1 rRNA gene is annotated in these 1,666 nt (G+C 52.5%); it reads left to right on the top strand.

The features are described 5' to 3' along the window. Positions 1-61: 61 nt before the first annotated feature. A 16S ribosomal RNA gene (locus TW81_RS13200) occupies positions 62-1,615 on the top strand. Positions 1,616-1,666: the final 51 nt, after the last annotated feature.

Raw genomic sequence — 1,666 nt, 5'->3', positions numbered from 1 at the left:
CACAGTCAATTCAAACATTACTTTATGTAATGTTCAGTATTCATTGAGCCGACAAAATCTTAAATTGAAGAGTTTGATCATGGCTCAGATTGAACGCTGGCGGCAGGCCTAACACATGCAAGTCGAGCGGAAACGAGTTAACTGAACCTTCGGGGAACGTTAACGGCGTCGAGCGGCGGACGGGTGAGTAATGCCTGGGAAATTGCCCTGATGTGGGGGATAACCATTGGAAACGATGGCTAATACCGCATAATAGCTTCGGCTCAAAGAGGGGGACCTTCGGGCCTCTCGCGTCAGGATATGCCCAGGTGGGATTAGCTAGTTGGTGAGGTAAGGGCTCACCAAGGCGACGATCCCTAGCTGGTCTGAGAGGATGATCAGCCACACTGGAACTGAGACACGGTCCAGACTCCTACGGGAGGCAGCAGTGGGGAATATTGCACAATGGGCGCAAGCCTGATGCAGCCATGCCGCGTGTATGAAGAAGGCCTTCGGGTTGTAAAGTACTTTCAGCAGTGAGGAAGGTTCATGCGTTAATAGCGTATGGATTTGACGTTAGCTGCAGAAGAAGCACCGGCTAACTCCGTGCCAGCAGCCGCGGTAATACGGAGGGTGCGAGCGTTAATCGGAATTACTGGGCGTAAAGCGCATGCAGGTGGTTTGTTAAGTCAGATGTGAAAGCCCGGGGCTCAACCTCGGAATTGCATTTGAAACTGGCAGACTAGAGTACTGTAGAGGGGGGTAGAATTTCAGGTGTAGCGGTGAAATGCGTAGAGATCTGAAGGAATACCGGTGGCGAAGGCGGCCCCCTGGACAGATACTGACACTCAGATGCGAAAGCGTGGGGAGCAAACAGGATTAGATACCCTGGTAGTCCACGCCGTAAACGATGTCTACTTGGAGGTTGTGGCCTTGAGCCGTGGCTTTCGGAGCTAACGCGTTAAGTAGACCGCCTGGGGAGTACGGTCGCAAGATTAAAACTCAAATGAATTGACGGGGGCCCGCACAAGCGGTGGAGCATGTGGTTTAATTCGATGCAACGCGAAGAACCTTACCTACTCTTGACATCTACAGAACTTAGCAGAGATGCTTTGGTGCCTTCGGGAACTGTAAGACAGGTGCTGCATGGCTGTCGTCAGCTCGTGTTGTGAAATGTTGGGTTAAGTCCCGCAACGAGCGCAACCCTTATCCTTGTTTGCCAGCACTTCGGGTGGGAACTCCAGGGAGACTGCCGGTGATAAACCGGAGGAAGGTGGGGACGACGTCAAGTCATCATGGCCCTTACGAGTAGGGCTACACACGTGCTACAATGGCGCATACAGAGGGCGGCCAACTTGCGAGAGTGAGCGAATCCCAAAAAGTGCGTCGTAGTCCGGATCGGAGTCTGCAACTCGACTCCGTGAAGTCGGAATCGCTAGTAATCGTGGATCAGAATGCCACGGTGAATACGTTCCCGGGCCTTGTACACACCGCCCGTCACACCATGGGAGTGGGCTGCAAAAGAAGTGGGTAGTTTAACCTTTCGGGGAGGACGCTCACCACTTTGTGGTTCATGACTGGGGTGAAGTCGTAACAAGGTAGCCCTAGGGGAACCTGGGGCTGGATCACCTCCTTATACGATGATTATTGCGATGAGTGTTCACACAGATTGATGGTTTATGTAGTT

Source organism: Vibrio galatheae (genome assembly GCF_000967545.1).
In the GTDB taxonomy this organism is placed as follows: domain Bacteria; phylum Pseudomonadota; class Gammaproteobacteria; order Enterobacterales; family Vibrionaceae; genus Vibrio; species Vibrio galatheae.
Note: the sequence above shows the minus strand (reverse complement) of the source record. Positions and strands in the feature narration are given on the sequence as shown.